17 protein-coding genes are annotated in these 18,212 nt (G+C 41.6%); 13 read left to right on the forward strand and 4 right to left on the reverse strand.

What is annotated here, in order from left to right; translation table 11 throughout:
- Window positions 1-77 precede the first annotated feature (77 nt).
- Complete coding sequence (locus tag ACOAOT_RS24430; RefSeq protein WP_420219479.1) at window positions 78-1,106, forward strand: M42 family metallopeptidase; 1,029 nt, start codon at window positions 78-80, stop codon at window positions 1,104-1,106.
- Window positions 1,107-1,140: 34 nt separating this feature from the next.
- Here ACOAOT_RS24430 and ACOAOT_RS24435 read toward each other — a convergent pair whose 3' ends face one another.
- Complete coding sequence (locus ACOAOT_RS24435; RefSeq protein ID WP_420219317.1) at window positions 1,141-1,563, reverse strand: Hsp20/alpha crystallin family protein; 423 nt, start codon at window positions 1,561-1,563, stop codon at window positions 1,141-1,143.
- 222 nt (window positions 1,564-1,785) lie between these two features.
- Here ACOAOT_RS24435 and ACOAOT_RS24440 point away from each other — a divergent pair, with 222 nt between their 5' ends.
- The 5 genes from ACOAOT_RS24440 to ACOAOT_RS24460 are packed head-to-tail and all read left to right on the forward strand — an operon-like array spanning window position 1,786 to window position 6,692.
- Window positions 1,786-2,568, forward strand: a complete 783-nt coding sequence (locus tag ACOAOT_RS24440) for a glycosyltransferase family A protein (protein ID WP_420219318.1) — start codon at window positions 1,786-1,788, stop codon at window positions 2,566-2,568.
- A 22-nt stretch (window positions 2,569-2,590) separates the two neighbouring features.
- The gene (gene rfbF / locus ACOAOT_RS24445) at window positions 2,591-3,367 is read left to right on the forward strand and encodes a glucose-1-phosphate cytidylyltransferase (protein ID WP_420219319.1); all 777 of its coding nucleotides are present in this window, start codon (window positions 2,591-2,593) and stop codon (window positions 3,365-3,367) included.
- A gap of 1 nt (window position 3,368) precedes the next feature.
- The gene (rfbG, locus tag ACOAOT_RS24450; RefSeq protein ID WP_420219320.1) at window positions 3,369-4,445 is read left to right on the forward strand and encodes a CDP-glucose 4,6-dehydratase; all 1,077 of its coding nucleotides are present in this window, start codon (window positions 3,369-3,371) and stop codon (window positions 4,443-4,445) included.
- A gap of 24 nt (window positions 4,446-4,469) precedes the next feature.
- Window positions 4,470-5,816, forward strand: a complete 1,347-nt coding sequence (gene rfbH, locus ACOAOT_RS24455) for a lipopolysaccharide biosynthesis protein RfbH (RefSeq protein ID WP_420219321.1) — start codon at window positions 4,470-4,472, stop codon at window positions 5,814-5,816.
- 36 nt (window positions 5,817-5,852) lie between these two features.
- A complete protein-coding gene (locus ACOAOT_RS24460) occupies window positions 5,853-6,692 on the forward strand; it encodes a LicD family protein (RefSeq protein WP_420219322.1) in 840 nt (279 codons plus the stop codon).
- A 35-nt stretch (window positions 6,693-6,727) separates the two neighbouring features.
- On the opposite strand, the gene ACOAOT_RS24465 is transcribed toward ACOAOT_RS24460, so the two are convergent.
- Entirely contained in the window at window positions 6,728-8,251 is a 1,524-nt protein-coding gene (locus tag ACOAOT_RS24465; protein ID WP_420219323.1) for a BCCT family transporter, read from the reverse strand.
- 262 nt (window positions 8,252-8,513) lie between these two features.
- On the opposite strand from ACOAOT_RS24465, the gene ACOAOT_RS24470 reads away from it, so the two are divergent.
- Complete coding sequence (locus ACOAOT_RS24470; RefSeq protein ID WP_420219324.1) at window positions 8,514-9,122, forward strand: hypothetical protein; 609 nt, start codon at window positions 8,514-8,516, stop codon at window positions 9,120-9,122.
- 73 nt (window positions 9,123-9,195) lie between these two features.
- On the opposite strand, the gene ACOAOT_RS24475 is transcribed toward ACOAOT_RS24470, so the two are convergent.
- The gene (locus ACOAOT_RS24475) at window positions 9,196-10,179 is read right to left on the reverse strand and encodes a zinc dependent phospholipase C family protein (protein WP_420219325.1); all 984 of its coding nucleotides are present in this window, start codon (window positions 10,177-10,179) and stop codon (window positions 9,196-9,198) included.
- A 148-nt stretch (window positions 10,180-10,327) separates the two neighbouring features.
- On the opposite strand from ACOAOT_RS24475, the gene ACOAOT_RS24480 reads away from it, so the two are divergent.
- From ACOAOT_RS24480 to ACOAOT_RS24505, 6 genes are all read left to right on the forward strand, one after another.
- Window positions 10,328-11,680 (forward strand): alanine/glycine:cation symporter family protein, encoded by a 1,353-nt coding sequence (locus ACOAOT_RS24480; RefSeq protein WP_420219326.1) that lies wholly within the window; start codon window positions 10,328-10,330, stop codon window positions 11,678-11,680.
- Between the two features lie 230 nt (window positions 11,681-11,910).
- Window positions 11,911-12,732, forward strand: coding sequence for an Ntn hydrolase family protein (locus ACOAOT_RS24485; RefSeq protein WP_420219327.1), 822 nt, complete (start codon window positions 11,911-11,913; stop codon window positions 12,730-12,732).
- Window positions 12,733-12,776: 44 nt separating this feature from the next.
- Window positions 12,777-14,822, forward strand: coding sequence for a thioredoxin domain-containing protein (locus ACOAOT_RS24490; RefSeq protein WP_420219328.1), 2,046 nt, complete (start codon window positions 12,777-12,779; stop codon window positions 14,820-14,822).
- Between the two features lie 53 nt (window positions 14,823-14,875).
- Window positions 14,876-15,835, forward strand: coding sequence for a linear amide C-N hydrolase (locus ACOAOT_RS24495; RefSeq protein WP_420219329.1), 960 nt, complete (start codon window positions 14,876-14,878; stop codon window positions 15,833-15,835).
- A gap of 300 nt (window positions 15,836-16,135) precedes the next feature.
- Complete coding sequence (locus ACOAOT_RS24500) at window positions 16,136-16,654, forward strand: peptidylprolyl isomerase (RefSeq protein WP_170820738.1); 519 nt, start codon at window positions 16,136-16,138, stop codon at window positions 16,652-16,654.
- A 3-nt stretch (window positions 16,655-16,657) separates the two neighbouring features.
- Window positions 16,658-17,407 carry a GNAT family N-acetyltransferase gene (locus ACOAOT_RS24505; protein WP_420219330.1) on the forward strand — a complete coding sequence of 250 codons (750 nt, stop codon included), beginning with the start codon at window positions 16,658-16,660 and terminating at the stop codon, window positions 17,405-17,407.
- Here the strand turns inward: ACOAOT_RS24505 and ACOAOT_RS24510 are convergent.
- Window positions 17,343-18,044, reverse strand: a complete 702-nt coding sequence (locus tag ACOAOT_RS24510) for a hypothetical protein (RefSeq protein WP_420219331.1) — start codon at window positions 18,042-18,044, stop codon at window positions 17,343-17,345. The genes ACOAOT_RS24505 and ACOAOT_RS24510 overlap by 65 nt on opposite strands.
- Between the last annotated feature and the right edge of the window lie 168 nt (window positions 18,045-18,212).

Here is an 18,212-nt window from a genome sequence, read left to right on the forward strand (position 1 = left end):
GCCTTTTTCGTATTTCACTGGATTTCCGTTATAAGATCTGCTAAAATAGAAAAAAACCAGAAAAGAAGGCTAATATGATGGAAACAATGACATATGTAACAACCATATTGGAAAAAATCGTGAATATTCCAAGTCCCAGCGGATACACCAAAGAAGTGTTAAAGGCAGTGGAGAAGGAAGCTGCAGGGTTTGGATATGCTTGCTGTTATAATAAAAAAGGCGGACTGATTATTGAAGTTCCAGGTGAAGAAAAGGAAGTTCTTGGTTTATCCGCTCATGTTGATACGCTGGGCGCCATGGTGCGTTCCATTACCTCAAAAGGGATGCTCATTATGGTTCCAGTCGGCGGTTATATGATGGAGTCCATAGAGGGAATGTACTGCAAAGTTCATACCAGAACCGGAAAGACTTATACCGGTACAATCCTTACCAAAGAGCCTTCTGTTCATACTTATGACGACGCCAGAACTTTGGAAAGAAAGCCAAAGAACATGGAAGTACGGTTAGATGAGATGGTTGACAGTGAGGAAGATGTGAGAAAGCTGGAGATATCACAAGGTGATTATATCAGTTTTGATCCCATGTTTTCCTATACAGAAAGCGGCTATATCAAATCCCGCCATTTAGATGACAAGGCTTCAGTCGCAGTTCTTTTAGGAGTTTTAAAAGACATCAGTGAATCTGGGAGAAAGCCGAAAAAGACGTTAAAAATTGCAATCAGCAATTATGAAGAGGTGGGATTTGGCGCAAGCTGGATACCGGAAGACATTGAAGAGTTTATTGCAGTGGATATGGGGGCTCTTGGAGATGATTTATCAGGGGACGAACGAAAGGTATCGATCTGTGCTCTGGACTCATCCGGACCTTATGATTATGAGATGACCAACCGTCTCATTTCCCTGGCAAAGGAGAAAAAGATTGATTATGCTGTGGATGTATTCCCACATTACGGTTCTGACGCCGGCGCAGCCATCCGTGGGGGACATAACATCAGGGCTGCACTGATTGGACAGGGCGTACATGCTTCCCATGGAACAGAGCGGACCCATGTAAAAGGAATGGAACAGACATTAAAGCTGATTGAGGCTTATATAGAACTGATATAAAAAAAGGAGGTCCTGTGGGTAGGACCTCCTTTTTTCAGCCTTCTATGGAGATGTAATTGTTCTGTTCTATCTCAGTTTTCTTATTCTTTGGAACGGACAGCTTCAGAATTCCATTTTCAAATTTAGCACGTATATCTTCCTCTTTTACAGCATTGCCTACATAGAAACTACGGCTCATGCTACCAGAATAGCGTTCCCGGCGGATATAACGGCCCTCTTTGTCTTTTTCTTCTTTATTCTCTCCTTTTGATGCAGTTATGGTTAAATAGCCGTCTGTGAGCCGGGCTTTAATATCCTCCTTTTGAAATCCTGGAAGATCGATATCCAGTTCATAGCCGTCATCAACTTCCTTTACATCAGTTTTCATACCTTCTTTTGTGCCGAAAAAGGAACGGTCAAAGGGGAAATCCATCCAGTTACTCAATAAACTCTCACCAAAAATGCTAGGCATCATCATAGGTCATATCTCCTTTCCAATGATTAAATGATTTATTTGTTATATATGTAATATAACACGCATTGTTAGCACTGTCAACGGGTGAGTGCTAATTTAATAAAAAATTTATTTTTTGCTGTTATACCCCCAATTTCTTTCAAAATAATGAATATGGTAGTATGTTTTATTGTTTTTATGATATAATCATAGCCAGACAAAAACAAACGTATTTTGAGGTAAAGAATGAAACCACATACATTTGCAATCTGTGCATATAAGGATTCGCCTTATCTGGAATCCTGTATCCGATCGATTAAAACCCAAAGTGTGGAATCCGATGTGATTTTGTGTACTTCCACGCCAAGTACCTATATAAGAGGTCTGGCTGATCAGTACGGGATTCCCCTTTTTATCAGACACGAGAAAAGCAGTATCCGGGATGACTGGAATTTTGCCTATTACATGGCAGATGCCACATTTGTGACCATTGCCCACCAGGATGATCTGTATCAGAAAGACTATGTAAAAAATCTGCTGAATTGTTATGAACGATATCCGGACATGACTTTATTTACCGGCGGTTATGTTGTTGTAAAGAAGGACAAGCTGGCAGCATTTGAGCCGGTTGAATTTATCAAGCGGATTTTACGTCTGCCTTTAAGGCTGCGCTTCCTTAGTCATCTGTCCTGGGTTAAAAAAAGTGTCCTGCTTTTTGGAAATTCCATATGCTGTCCTGCATGTGCATATAATAAGGAACAATTGGGGGAACCACTCTTTACCTCCCCCTATCATTTTGCCCTGGACTGGGATACGCTTTACGAGCTGTCTAAGCGGCCAGGACGTTTTATCTGTGTGGAGAAACCCATTCTTTATTATCGGGTCCATGACGAAGCAGCGACAAAGGCAGCCATAGAGGATAACAGCCGTATAAAAGAAGAGACAGAGATGTTTAAAAAGATGTGGCCGGGACCAGTTGTAAAAGTGCTGATGCATTTTTACCGGAAGGCTTACCATGAATATGAATAAGAAAATGTCAGGAGGAAGCAGGATGAAGGTTGTATTATTAGCAGGGGGTCTTGGAACGAGAATCAGCGAGGAGAGTCATTTAAAACCAAAGCCAATGATTGAAATCGGTGAAAAGCCCATTTTATGGCATATTATGAAATATTATTCCCAGTTTGGATTCCATGATTTTGTGATCTGTCTGGGATACAAGCAGTATGTAGTGAAAGAATTTTTTGCGGATTATTTTCTTCATACCTCCGATGTGACGTTTGACCTTGCCAACAACAGCATGGAGGTACATAATAATTATTCCGAACCGTGGAAGGTAACCCTTGTGGACACGGGACTCAATACCATGACTGGCGGAAGAGTCAAACGGATACAGCCCTTTATAGGAGAGGAGCCGTTTATGCTTACCTATGGAGACGGAGTCTGTGATGTGGACTTAAATGCACTTTTAAAATTCCATGAAAGCCACGGGAAAATTGCAAGCATGACAACGGTTAATATTGCCCAGTTAAAGGGCGTTTTAGATATTGATGATAGCGATGTGGTGCGTTCCTTCCGGGAAAAGGACGAGACCGATGCCAGCCTGATCAACGGCGGATTTATGGTATTTAATCCTGAGATTTTTTCTTATCTGGAAGATGACTCCACAGTTCTGGAGCAGAAGCCATTACAGAGACTGGCAGCAGAAGGAGAACTGATGAGCTTCCATCACACCGGCTTCTGGCAGTGCATGGATACCCAGAGAGAGATGAAGAAGCTGGAAGATTTATGGCAGTCCGGGAAAGCACCCTGGAAGATATGGGAGAAATAATATGACGAATAAAACAAATGACCGCTGGAAGGAATTTTCTGAATTTTACAAAGGAAAGAGAGTTCTTCTTACCGGGCATACCGGTTTTAAAGGGGCATGGCTCAGCCGTATGCTGATAAAAGCAGGAGCAGAGGTAACTGGGTACTCACTCCAGTCACCAACGGATCCCGCTCTGTTTGAAGTAGCAGATATATCCGGACAGATGAATTCTGTCATTGGAGATATCCGGGATTTAAAACATTTAAAATCTGTTTTTGAATTGGCTAAACCGGAGATAGTTTTTCATTTAGCAGCACAACCCATTGTAAGAGATTCCTATAAGGATCCGGTTTACACCTATGAAACCAATGTGATGGGCACGGTGAATATTTTAGAATGTATCCGCCTTACTGAGACGGTTCGTTCTTTTCTCAATGTAACAACTGATAAAGTATATGAAAATAAGGAATGGGAATATGGTTACCGGGAATGTGATCCCTTAGATGGCTATGACCCATACTCCAACAGCAAATCCTGTTCGGAACTGGTGACCCACAGCTATGCCAAGTCTTTCTTTTCCCAGGGCAAAACAGCGATCTCCACTTCAAGGGCTGGCAATGTTATAGGGGGAGGAGATTTCGCTAATGACAGAATTATTCCGGACTGCATCCGGTCTGCCATGAAAAAACAGGAAATCGTACTTAGAAATCCTGATTCTACAAGACCTTACCAGCATGTCTTAGAGCCTCTGGCTGTATATATGACAATAGCCATGAAGCAGTATGAGAATTCTTCTTATCAGGGATACTATAATGTGGGTCCCGACGATAAGGACTGTGTCACAACCGGAGAGTTAACCCATTTATTCTGTGAAGCATGGGGGCAGGGAATTACCTGGTCTGTCACACCCGATGGAGGACCTCATGAGGCAAACTTCTTAAAGCTGGACTGTTCAAAGGTGAAAAAGGTATTTGGCTGGACACCCAGGTATGGAGTGAAGGAAGCCGTGGAAAAGACCGTGGAATGGACCAGAGAATATCTGGCCGGAGCAGATATGATTGAGGTAATGGACCGGCAGATCGAAGAATTTTTTAACTAATAGATTAAGAGAGGAAATAATTCTATGTTTGATAAAAAAACAGAAAAAGAAGCAAGGGAAGAAATCCTTGCACTTGTAAAGGAATACTGTGATACGTATCACAATCAGAAAAAGCCGTTTGAAGAAGGTGACAGGATTTCCTATGCGTCCAGAGTATATGACAGCAAGGAAATGGTTAATCTGGTAGACAGTTCTCTGGAGTTCTGGCTTACCTCAGGACGCTATACCGATGAATTTGAGAAGAAATTTTGTAAATATTTAAATGTGAGGTTTTGTTCCCTGGTCAATTCAGGATCATCAGCAAATTTACTGGCATTTATGGCACTTACTTCCCCGCTTTTAAAAGAGCGTCAGATTAAAAGAGGAGATGAAGTAATTACAGTAGCGGCAGGGTTCCCCACAACCGTAACGCCAATGATTCAATATGGCGCAGTACCAGTATTTGTTGACGTGACCATTCCCCAGTACAACATCGATGTTACCATGCTGGAGGCAGCACGCTCTGAGAAGACAAAGGCAGTCATGATTGCCCATACACTTGGGAATCCTTATGATTTAACGGCAGTTAAGGCATTCTGCGATAAATATAACTTATGGCTTGTGGAAGATAACTGCGATGCACTGGGCACTGTTTATACCTTAGATGGGAAAGAGCATTTCTCAGGTACCATCGGAGATATTGGAACCTCCAGCTTTTACCCGCCTCACCACATGACCATGGGAGAGGGCGGAGCTGTTTACACCAACGATTCCCTGTTAAACCGGATTATCCGTTCTTTCCGGGATTGGGGACGTGACTGTGTGTGTCCTTCCGGTACAGACAATTTATGTGGACACCGGTTTGACCGCCAGTACGGCGAACTTCCACTGGGATATGACCATAAGTACGTTTACTCTCATTTCGGCTATAATTTAAAGGCAACGGATATGCAGGCTTCCATTGGCTGTGCACAGATAGAGAAGTTCCCCTCCTTTGTTGAACGCAGACGTCATAATTTCAGCCGTCTTTACGAGGCATTAAAAGATACAGAGGGAAAACTGATTCTTCCGGAGGCCTGTCCTGGATCACGACCAAGCTGGTTCGGATTTCTTATTACCTGTAAAGAGGGCGTTGACAGAAACCAGCTGGTTCAGTATGTGGAATCAAAAGGTGTACAGACCAGAATGCTCTTTGCAGGCAATTTAACCAAACATCCATGCTTTAATCAGATGCGGGAATCAGGAAGCGGATACCGGGTTGTAGGTGAACTGAAGAATACGGACCGGATTATGCAGGATACATTCTGGATTGGAGTTTATCCGGGTATGACCGATGAGATGATCGATTACATGGCAAAGACCATAAAAGAGGGCTTAAACCAGCAGGCTTAAGTTTTGTTTTTCTGATTCAGTCAGAATGGAGGAGTTATGAAGGAGTATGATTTGACCAAGGTGCATCAGGCGAATCTGGGTATTCTAAAAGAGATTGACCGGATCTGCCGAAAGCACGGGATCCAATATTTACTGGATGCCGGGACACTTCTGGGTGCTGTCAGACACAAAGGATTTATTCCCTGGGATGATGATGCAGATGTGGCGTTTACCCGTACCAATTATGAGGCGTTTTTGCAGGTGGTACGGTCGGAGCTGCCGGAAGACATGGAACTTCTTGAACCAAAGGATCTGAGAAGAGGAAAGGCCTTTTACGATTTCACAGCCAGAATTATTTATAAGAAAAGCAGAACCCATGAGGATACTGCTGAGATGAAATATTATGAAGGCAGACTGAATCATCTGTGGGTAGATTTATTTACCATTGATGAATTGCCGGAAAACAAGATTTCATCAACCGTAACTTTGCTGCTTCATACCGTTATCTATGGACTTTCCATGGGACACAGATATAAGCTTGATTTAAGAAAATACAGTCTGTTAAATGGAATATGCGTGGGAATTCTGGCGTTGATTGGCAAGTTAATTCCCATGGGGGTGTTAAGAAAACTTCAATACTGGGCAGCTGTGAAAGACCGGAAGAAAAAAAGCAGTCTGCGTTATTATAGTAATTATCAACCGGATTATTTATATGTGACCTTAAAGAAAGAATGGTGTGAGGAAACTGTGGATCTGGAATTCGAGGATACCAAACTGATGGCACCCAAGGGCTGGCATGAAGTTCTTACCTGGATTTATGGAGATTATAAGAAACTTCCTCCAAAGGAGAAGCAGGTACCCTCTCACTCTAGTACGGAAATTCAGATTTATGAATAAAAAAAGACTGCTGCAGATTTTGCAGCAGTCTTTTTTCAGGAATGTTCTAAATATTCCTTTGCATCCCGAAAGAAGCTGATGATAATGAGAAGAATGATAATGCCGATGGGGAAAGCGGCAATAATGGATACAGTCTGTAAATTTGCCATCGAATTTTCTGAGAAAATAAGTGCAATTGGAAATAGCATCAGAAGGATAGCCCAAAACAGCTTTACGTGTTTATGAGGCTCTTCATCTTCCGGCAGCTCCTTATAGGAATAGGAAGCGGCAACCAGTGTGAGTGCATCGAATGAGGTGGCATAAAAAGCAATCATGGTAAGAGCTAAAAGCACCAGACCCATCTTGAAAAATGGAAGTGTTTCTAAAATAGCCATAATAGTCTGATAAAGGTTTTGTGTTGCCTGGTAGATGCCCATAACATCAAGAATACCCTTTGTCTGAAGAGCAAGACTGTAATTACCTAATATAATAAAAGAAGTAAACGTTCCTGACAAGCCAAAGAAATATCCCCCCAGAACAGTCTGTCTGATCGTCCGCCCTTTGCTGATGGCGCCGATAAAAAAGGGAGTGGCCACACACCACACCATCCAGTATGCCCAGTAAAAGATGGTCCAGTTCTGAGGAAAGGAAGAGGTGCGAAGTGCATCAGTCCAGGTGGACAGACCGATAAAGTTTTGTGTCAGGTTACCGATTGCTGTTATTCCTGTTTCAATGGTATACCTGGCCTGACCTCCGCCAATGAGAACATAAAGGAGAAGCCCGAAGAATAAGTAGGTACAGGAATCAGCAAGCTTTGAAATTCCCTTCATGCCAAAATATACTGTAAACGTATATACTGCGCAGATAATGATCAGGATTGCTATGGTTAAGTATCTGGATTCAGGCAGTCCGGTCACCCGGCTGACTGCCATGGAAAGAAGCGGTGTTGCGAGAGAAAATGTGGTAGCTGTTCCTGCCAGTAAAGCGAAAACAGCGATTAAATCAATCAGTTTCCCGGCTGGCCCGTCTACCAGTTTACCAAGGATCGGACGGCAGGCCTCTGAATACTTTTGTTTTGTCCGTTTCTTTACATGAAGCATAAAACCAAATGCAACGGCCAGAACCAGATAAAAGCTCCATGGTATTGGACCCCAGTGAAACAGAGGATAGGTGGAAGCCCAGTCCTGTACAGAGCCCATATCTTTTATATGGGGCTCCCCTGCATAGAGCAGCCATTCACAAAGAGAGTAAAATAATATGTCAGCTGCCAGACCTGCGGTAAACATCATGGCTCCCCATTTGAAATTTGAATATTGGGGTTTCTCACAGTCTCCCAGCCTGATTGCTCCATATCTGGAAAAGGCCATGTAGAGGGAGCAGATAAATGTGAATAGTCCTATGATCAGGTAGTAGCTGCCCAGCTCATTTCCAATAAAGGATCGTATGGAGGCCAACACAGCACCTGATGCCTTGGGATATGTAAGAAACAGGATACATAATAAAACGATTGCTGCAAATGGTACCAGTGTGGTCATAATATCCAGCTTTTTTATCAATGATATTTTCTCTTTGTTGTTCATGACATGGCTCCTTTATAGTTCAAAAATAATATTTATATCTCAATATTGAACATGATACCACGGTCTATAAAAAAATGCAAGGCTGAATCATATAAATTTATTTTTCAAGCCTCAGCTAAAACCTTAATACAGAGGAAAAACAAGCCATTAATACCAGCAAAAAGTCTAACGCAATTGTGAAGTTTTTCTGACTTTTTGCTGAAAGCACTACAAAAAAAGGACAGGATCGGATATAATGGTGATGTTCATTAAGGAGGATATTATGATGAGGAACAAAGTGCTAATGATATGTGCCGTATCAGCGATGCTGTTAACGGGCTGTACCCAGAGCCATATTCTTGCAGGCGGTGGTCCTGCAGAACCTGTCTTTGAAACGCAGCAGGGAATCGTATTGGACTGGACTCAGATTGGAAATGATATGGATGAAGAGTTTGTGGATAATAATGAATATCCTATGGCTCTCAGTGTAAACTACAGCATGGATCCGAAGGAGAAAAAACTTGATTTAAATCTGGTTGTTAAAGCAGGGACGACTCCGGATGAAGCAGTTACATTTGCAAATGCCGCAGTTCGCTATTTAAACGATGTGGTAGCAGATCAGGATTTCAGCTTTGAGAAATCAAGTGAGACTTCTTACGGCGGCTTTTTTAAGGATTATGATCTGCATATAATTGTTATGCCGGATTATACAATGAAAGAGCAGCAGTACTGGCTGGTAGATATGGATATTCCAAAAGGCTCTGACCAGAAGATTGTACCAAAGGAAGGTGCAGTTGTAATGGAAACAACCGCAGCGGATGATACAGAAGAAGCGGATGATACGGAAGCAGCAGATGAAACAGAAGCGGAGCAGACACAGGCTTCCAAGTAAAGAATGTATGAAAAGCATGGATAAACGCGAGGCGTTTTAAGATCCATGCTTTTTTAATATAAGAATATAAATATTAGTTGGAATCAACAGCCAGTCCGCTGTGATACGAATAATTACCCAGTTCCCGTAGCAATTTGTTATGATCCAGGCTGTTTAACGGGACAGGAGACGTGAGTTCTTCATTTAACCGGAAGAATACATTTCCGCATTTGGACATGGACTGATGGAACAGCTCCGGAAAGGAAGCTTTGGAAGCAAGCCTGCGGTCCCAGGGATTGCACCACGTATCATGGTTAAGATTAAATGTCACTACCGGGTCAGAGGTAATATCAGTAACCAGTTTACGGGAAGCAACAGGATTTTTAAGAAATAAGGATTCCACAAATTCAATGCTGTTTTTCTTTCTGCTGTTTGGATCTGCAAGTGTCCGGCAGCCCAGACGCATCGCCAGGATGGATCGGGATACCATACGGGGGGTGACCTGATAATTATTCCGATAATTTAAGGGATAGTAGGTTTCATTGATGCAGGATGATAAAAAACCGGAAATAAACTGCATTTCCTGACCGTTCAAGCAGATGGTTGCAGCCTGGTTAAACTGGGAAGGCTTTTTTTGCTTATAGATCATGAGTAACAGTGCATCTATATCATTCTCAAGCATGGCATGAAGCCCATGGTGATAGTTTCCGGAGTTTTTGATATCGTACTCGATCCTGCCATATACATAAGGATGGCAGATGGAGTCTCCAATATAGTGACAGAAGTAACCGCTCATGTATGCGATGGCCTGCTCACGCTGCTGTCTTGATTCAATGGCTCCAATATGATTTAGGCAGGTAACGAAAAAGCTATTTACGTGATTTTCATGCATATAGGAACCTACATTGCGGTAATCCCTGTGACGAAGAATGGGGATATTATAAAAAAATATATCCGGACCCTGTAGACCCAGCTGATAGAGCCAGCGATATTTGGATATGATTCGTTTTAAAGGAGTGTTTGGCATATTGTTGTATGCTTTAACGCCTAATAAGTAATGGGTGGTAAAACCGGGCATATTGTTCACCTCGCGTTAGTTGTTTAAATTCAGCACATAGTAAGATTATATCATAGTAAAGTTAAATTTGTATAAAAATGAATGGAAATTTTCATACAATCATTCCGGCACGAATATGTGATAAAGAGGACATAAGGGAGCACAAGGAATGATTCATTACATACACGAAATGGTATGGGGACCCTGGCTGTTAATCCTGTTTCTGGGAATTGGGATCATTTATTCGGTTAAAACCGGATTTTTTCAAATCAGAAAGCTTGCTTATTGGTGGAAACAGACCATTGGGAGCATACAGGAGGAAGACGAAGAGGGAGACAAAGGAGATGTGACCAGATTTCAGACCGCCTGTACAGCTCTTGCAGCAACAATAGGGACTGGAAATATTGTGGGTGTGGCGACTGCTTTGACAGCCGGAGGACCTGGAGCCATCTTCTGGATGTGGGTATCTGCTGTAATCGGTATGATGACAGGATATGCAGAAACCATGTTAGGAATCCGGTACCGTTACAAAGATCAGAACGGAGCATGGGTCTGCGGGCCTATGGTATATCTGGAAAGAGGGTTGAAACTGCCGGCGCTTGGTATGATTTACAGCTTTCTCTGCATCATGGTATCTCTTGGCATGGGAAGTATGGTTCAGTCTAACTCCATTGCGGAAACGCTTAAATACTCCTTTCAGGTTCCAACTGGGTTGGTGGGGATTTTTCTGACCGGACTGGTGTGCCTCGTTATTCTAGGCGGAATCAGCCGGATTGCTTCTGTTTCGGAACGTATGATTCCCATTGCCTCCGGAATTTATATGCTGTTCTCCATGGTTGTTATTATGTCCTGTTATGATAAAATTCCATATATTTTTCATGTTATTTTTCGGGATGCATTTCAGCCTGTATCTGTATTTTCAGGAGCAGCCGGTTTTGGAATCAGTAAAAGCCTTCAATACGGCATTTCAAGAGGTGTTTTCTCCAATGAAGCCGGTCTTGGCAGTATGGCTGTTTTACATGGAGCAGCGGAAAATACCACGCCTGAAAAACAAGGAATGTGGGCAATGTTTGAAGTTTTCTTTGATACGATTATTATTTGCACCATGACCGCCTTTGTTATTTTGTGTATGACAGAAGGGGACGCGGCAGGCTCCGGCTATGACGGTGCGGCCCTTACCGCATTCAGCTTTTCTAAACGACTGGGTGGACTTGGGGAATATGTAGTATCCGGTTCCATGCTGGTATTTGCATTTGCAACTATAATTGCCTGGTATTATCTTGGAAAGCAGGCTGCGGGATATCTGGCGGAAAGCCTGAAAAAGCGAAACATTCTCTATCTGCTGCAGCGTATTTTAAGAGGTAAGATCTATACACTTCTCTATCTGTGTGCAGTCTTTGTGGGATGCCTGGCGAAACTTGAGACAGTTTGGGAATTTTCAGACATCTGGAATGGGCTGATGGCAGTTCCAAATATTATTGCGCTTATTTTTTTAATGAAAGAAGTGAGAGTACCGGAATAGAAAATGGTAGTCCCACGTATTCTGCAGTATAATACTGCAATATGGGAGCAGGCGAAATGCCTGCTCCTTATTACATCTATAAGGGCAGGGTTTTGAAATATAAGCTTAAGTGGCACATTTTTGATTCTGAATCATGTTGCAGGTTGAACCATCGAGGTGTCTGGTGATATCATATGGATGGAGTTAAAAAAGTGGTAAACAAATGAGATATATAAAGGAGGGTTCCCAAAATGTGTACAAGTTTTGCAGTATACAGTCAAAAAAAAGCTATTTATGGTATGAATTTTGATACTGAAGATATTGACTTAAAACTGAAAGTCAGTAATTATAATGATATGAACTTATTTTTCTTTTCGGCCTTAGTAAATAACCAATACAGGGATATTGCTGGTTTTAATAGTGAAGGTCTTTTTATTTGTACTCAGGCAGTCCAATATAACCCAGGTTTTAAATCAAGCTGTGACGAAAATGATTGGTTTGCTTTTGATACGTTTGATGAGGCGCTGAAAAAAACAAGAAAAGCATCTGAATTTTATGACATACTTAATAAAAGAGTAATCTCGTATCCTAGAAATCCATTATATCCAGATTTAGGGTTACATACTATTATTGCTGACAAAACTGGTGATGCCTTTATTCTGGAAGAAGGAAATGAAACAAATATAATAAGTCCAATTCACAAAGACCTTATTATTATGACTAATTTCCCAAACGGGGATTTTAAAAAAGTAAATTATGATAAAGTGTATGGGATTGGAGCTGACAGATATATTTGTGCTCATGAATATATTCAGAATAATATTCATGGCTTTGGCATAAATGAAGCCTTTGAAGCTTTAAGGAAAACCAGTCAGGAGAATACTCTGTGTTCAATCGTATATGAAGCAACAAAAAATGAAATTTATATAAGTTTTAAAAAGAATTTAAGCAAGAAATGGAAAATTTCGGTTATCGAAAAGACAATCCAATCTTTAGATGGATTTTTAAACAATAATAAAATTCAATTTACAAATGAAGAAATATTTGTAAAGGATCTCATTTGTTTATATTAGTGGGTATAATAAGGCTGTATCTTTATTTAAGGAGGTAATGCCCTATGACAACAAGCAAAATATCCAATCGATTAATACATGAAAAAAGCCCTTATCTACTTCAGCATGCTTACAATCCAGTGGACTGGTGGCCTTGGTGTGAACAAGCATTTACAAAAGCAAAAGCGGAAGACAAACCAATTTTTTTATCCATCGGCTATTCTACCTGTCACTGGTGCCATGTCATGGCTCATGAGTCCTTTGAAGATCAGGAGGTGGCAGGCCTGTTAAACGAAAATTATGTTTCTATTAAAGTAGACCGTGAGGAACGGCCTGATATTGACTCGGTTTACATGTCGGTCTGCCAGGCACTTACAGGCTCAGGCGGCTGGCCACTGACAATTATTATGACTCCGGATCAGAAGCCTTTTTATGCGGCCACTTATCTGCCAAAACACAGCAGATGGGGAAATACCGGACTGATTGAGGTTTTGAATGCCATAGACGGCCTTTGGAAAAATGACAGGAAAAAGGTGCTGCAGGCCGGAGAAGAAATAACCCGGTATCTAAATGGAGAGGAAAAAAACAGTGGGGGAAGTAAGGATGATCCCGGTAAGGAATTGTTCTTAACGGCTGCCGCGCAGTTAAAGCGTTCCTATGATAAAACATGGGGTGGTTTTGGGAGAGCCCCAAAGTTCCCCATGCCCCATAATCTGATTTTTCTCCTTCGCCACTCCATCTATGAAAAGGATGAGTCTGCCAGAGAGATATGTGAATCAACCTTAAGGCATATGTACCGGGGTGGGATTTACGATCATATTGGGGGAGGGTTTTCCCGTTACTCTACCGATGAAAAGTGGCTGGTTCCTCATTTTGAGAAAATGCTCTATGATAATGCCCTGCTTTCTTATGCCTATCTGGAAGCTTATAAAATAACCAGAGAACCATTTTACCAGTCAGCAGCCAGAGGAATATTGGGTTACATTATGAAAACCCTTACTGATAAAGATGGTGGATTTTATTGTGGAGAGGATGCAGACAGCGAAGGGGTAGAAGGAAAGTTCTACGTTTTTGACCGGGATGAAATCACACAAATTCTAAAAGAAGATGCCCCATTTTACTGTCAGTGGTTTGGAATTACAAAAGACGGAAATTTTGAAGGGAAAAATATCTTAAATCTCATTAATAATCATGATTATGAAAAAAAAGATGAAAAGATTATCGCGCTTAGCAGGAAGCTTTATGATTATCGTCTTATGCGGACGGAACTTCATAAAGATGACAAAATTCTGACCTCCTGGAATGGTCTGATGATTGCAGGGATGGCAAAGGGGTATCAGATTCTTTTGGAGGAAGTATATTTACAGGCAGCCAGAAATGCACAAGCATTTATTGAAGAAACGCTGACGGACAAGGAGGGCAGACTATTTATCCGCTACCGGGATGGAGAAACCGGACATGATGGTCAACTGGATGATTATGCATTTTACGCGTTCGGATTGTTAGAACTATATCAGGCATGCTTTGAGATATCATATCTTCAAAAAGCAGTCAGTATTTGTGAAAAGATGGTCAGCTTATTTTTTGATGAGGAAAATGGCGGATTTTATATGTATGCACATGACAGAGAAAAACTGATCAGCCGCCCCAAGGAACTGTATGATGGTGCTTTGCCTTCAGGCAATTCTGTGGCTGCATACGTGATAGGGAAACTTTATCATTTAACCGGTGAAATTACATGGCAGGAAATATTAAATAAGCAGTTAAAGTGGATGGGAAGAGAAACACAGACCAGTCCGGCGAATCATAGTTTTACACTTTTGGCGTTTCAGACGGTTCTTTATTCTCATACACAGCTAGTTGCAGTCTCGTCTCAGCCGGGAATCGAGAACGAACTTGCCGGTTTAAAAAGGGAAGTTCTCACGGATATTGAGATTATATTTAAAAATCCGGAAAATGAAGTGCTTCTTTCAAAAATCGCTCCGTTTACAAAGGATTATCCCGTAGATTCTGAAAAAAGCCAGTTTTATCTCTGTAAAAACGGAACGTGCTTAAAACCCGTGGATTGTATTTCCCAATTAAAAGAAGCAATTGAATCTATATCATCATAAATCGGACAGTCAGCCATATATATAATTAAATAATCAAAACCAGGGGAATGACAATGTGTACGGCTATGACATTGCAGACGAAAGAAGGGGAGGTTTTTTTCGGAAGAAATATGGATTTTTCCTATGAAATAGATCCTCACTTTTTCAGAGTTCCTAAAAGCTATCAATGGATCAATGCTCTCACCGGTTCCTGGATGCAGGATGATTATAGCTTTATTGGAATTGGGCAGGAGACAGACGGACTTTTGGGATTCTTTGACGGAGTGAATGAAAGAGGATTTGCAGCGGCAGCTCTTTACTTTGCAGGATATGCCAGATATGAAGAAATGGGAAAGGGAGAAAATCGGTTTCCCATTGCTTCCTTTGAATTTCTTCATTATATATTAGGAAAATGCGGGTCAGTTCAGGAACTAAAAACACTGGCAGCCCAGGTTTCCATCATTGGGATGGAAGACCCGGTTACAGGATCGGCGGCACCTCTTCACTGGATTGCAACAGACCGGGCCGGTGCCTGTGCGGTAATTGAACTAACTGGTAAGGGACTGATTATTTTTGATAATCCCATGGGTGTTCTGGCAAATAGTCCGGATCTTCCCTGGCATATGACCAATTTAAGAAATTATATGGAGGCAAGCCCTGACCAATTGGAAGAAGTCAGCTGGAGCGGCATAAAGCTTACTCCATTCGGTCAGGCTGGAGGAACAAGAGCACTTCCAGGTGGCTTTACCTCTCCCGATCGTTTTGTCCGTACAGCATTTTTAAAATCATTTCTTCCAGTTCCCCAAAATCGGAAAGAAGCTGTGGTATCCTGTTTTCACGTCATGGAAGGGGTGACGATACCAAAAGGAGCAGTCATGACAAGCCGTGGGTCTTATGATTACACAAAGTATACGGCATTTTTAAATACTGCAACATGTGAGTACTATTTTAAAACCTATGATAGTCTCCAGGTTTGTGTGGCGGGATTATTTGAAAATAATATGGATATCATGCAACCGGTTCAACTGGGATGAATACGTCAAATTCCAAAGGGAATAATAAAAAGGAACTGCCAGGCCGGCAGTTCCTTAAAAGTTATTTCAAAAAGGGAGGAGAGCTGATAACGGAATTATCAGCTCAAGTATTATGAAAAAAATCTTATAAACATATTTAATTTACATTTTTAGTATAACCATGAAACGTGAAGAAATCATGTTGTTTGTGTAAAAGATTTTTGAATGAAATTGAAACAAAGTATGAACAGCTAGACAAAAACTTAATGATTTGATAAAATACACACATATGTTAAACTTTAAACAAGAAAGGGAAAAAACATGAACAATCCTGTTATTACAATTACAATGGAGAACGGTGATGTGATAAAAGCTGAGCTTTACCCTGAAATTGCACCGAATACAGTGAATAATTTTATCAGTCTTGTAAAAAAAGGCTACTATGACGGACTGATTTTCCACAGAGTCATCAACGGATTTATGATTCAGGGCGGATGCCCACAGGGAACCGGAACCGGCGGCCCTGGATATTCCATTAAAGGTGAATTCAGCCAGAATGGAGTTTCCAATACCTTAAAGCATTCTGAGGGAGTCCTTTCCATGGCAAGAGCCATGAGCCCGGATTCAGCAGGCTCACAGTTTTTTATCATGCATAAGGCGGCTCCTCATTTAGATGGCGCTTATGCTGCATTTGGAAAAGTAATCGAAGGCATGGATATTGTCAATAAGATTGCAGACGTGAAAACCGATTACAACGACCGTCCGATGGCTGAACAGAAGATACAGTCTATGTCAGTAGATACCTTCGGAGAAGAGTATCAGGAACCGGAGACTTTATAAATTATGGTGTGGGAACGGGAGATTGCCATTGAAGGGAAGAATTTCCAGGTTACCATATCAGACGAATATGAAGCCCTGCGCTCTGCTTTTGCAGAAGGCAGGGCTGTTATTGGTTTATGGGACCGAAATCGGACGGACCAGTGTCTCTCGCCGGCGTCCTATCTGGTGGAATCTTATGAGGATATTACAACGGAACTTTTAGAACGTGTGGTCCGGAGAAAAGAGGGGATGCCCTGGAATATTACAGACACCAGACGTCTGCTGATCCGGGAGTTTGTGACTGGTGACGCAGATGAAATTCCAAATGAGCCGGATGGAGGAGAGGCGGGAGCCCTTTTTTATAGCAGAGACTCATTAGAAAGCTATATCCGGCAGCAGTATGGATTTTATGAATATGGAATATGGGCTCTTTATGACAGAGAAAAAAAGGTCATTGTTGGAAAAGCAGGGCTGTTTAATTTTGATCCTGGGGATAATGAGGAGTTGTACTCCTTCATGAAAAAAAATGATACCCCGCTGGAACTGGGATATCATATTTTTACACCTTACAGGCGTCAGGGATATGCAAAAGAAGCATGCCAGGCGATATTAACATATGCCGCCTCTTCTCTGACAGACAGGATCTACGCCAGAGTTCTGGACGAAAACCGCGCCTCTGTCAATCTTTTAAAAAACCTGGGATTTCACCTTACAGGCCGTACACATAGCGGATCAGCTTCACCGCAGTGTCTGTACGAGTGGAATTGCTTATAATGCCTAAAATCGGATCATTCATGGTTAATCCTGTCTTCTTCAGGAAATCCGTATTACCGATTTTAATACCACAGGCAATTGTCTCGCCAGTCTCTGAATTGGTAACCTCATAGAGCTGATCCTTTACCTGGTCGTAGACGTCAGGGGGAAGAACCTCTTTTAAGTCTAAAAAGCCGCCCATCTCACCAAAGTGGTCGATGCTGTCCTTTCTTGCGATCATTACGTCCAGCTCTTTGCTGGAGATCAGGGCAGACAGCTTAGCCAGCTCTGCGTAGGTAAATTCAGTCATATTGGAATTGTCAAAACTTATGGACATGGAATGGTCCACATCAATCTTTGTCTCGTCGGTCAGACCCAGGTATTCACGAAAGCCCTGGTCAAAGTATTCGCTTACCAGGTCCTTTTCACTTTCAGGCTGACTGTTTAAAATGACGCAGGAAAGAGCAGTTTCAAACCGGTTATTGTGTACGGCAGAGAAAATTGAGAGTATAAGGAAAACAGCTACTACAGTTCCGATTATGGGTATCTTATAGTATTCCCAGATGTACCATAGTCTGTCCTTTAAGCTCATATTCTTTAACTTATTCTTTTCTTCCTGCAGTGAATCTTTTAAAGTTTTGTCTTCATAGGGGGTCATATTATACGCCTCTTTCTGTTCTTAATCCGGATACTTTTATGATTATATCACAGATTTAACAAATTTCCTCTATCTATAATTATAAAAAATTGATGAAATGGAGGAGAATGTTTGCTTTTTAAAAATAAATCCGCTATAATGATTTTTGACGTTAACGAGAGAAGGGGA

Origin of the sequence: Lacrimispora struthionigena, assembly GCF_048627165.1 — a bacterium.
Lineage (GTDB): Bacteria > Bacillota > Clostridia > Lachnospirales > Lachnospiraceae > Lacrimispora.